The 470-nt window shown below is 64.3% G+C and carries 1 protein-coding gene; it reads left to right on the top strand.

The genetic code is table 11. The features are described from left to right. Positions 1 to 470, top strand: a 470-nt coding sequence (locus tag NFH97_RS21140) for a VCBS domain-containing protein (protein ID WP_349625586.1), incomplete at both ends; no start/stop codon positions are given.

Here is a 470-nt window from a genome sequence, read left to right as displayed (position 1 = left end):
GGCGGTACCGACAGCGGAGCGAGTGCCGGTGATGCGGCTGATACTCTGGGCGCCGATACCACCACCGTGACCGCCGTCAGCAGTAACAACGCCAGTGGCAACAGTGCCAGCACGGTCGACGGCAATCTGGTCATCGAGGGTCAGTACGGCACTCTGACCATCGCCTCGGACGGCAGCTACAGCTACGCGCTGGATAACACCAACCCGACGGTGCAGGGCCTGGACGGTGACGAAAAGGCCACCGAGGTCTTCACCTACACCCTGACCGATAGCGACAACGACGTCAGCAGCACCACCCTGACGCTGACCATCCAGGGTCAGGAAGATGATGCGCCGACCGTGACGGTCGAGGACAGCGATGCCGACGTCAGTGGTGCCGACAACAGCGTGACAGAAGCCAGTGGCGAGACCGTCACCGGCAGCTTCACGGTGGGCGGCAGTGCCGGCCTTGCCAGCGTCACCATTGCGGG

Origin of the sequence: Halomonas sp. SCS19 (assembly GCF_040147015.1) — a bacterium.
Lineage (GTDB): Bacteria > Pseudomonadota > Gammaproteobacteria > Pseudomonadales > Halomonadaceae > Halomonas > Halomonas litopenaei.
This window is presented reverse-complemented; position numbering and strand designations above follow the sequence as displayed.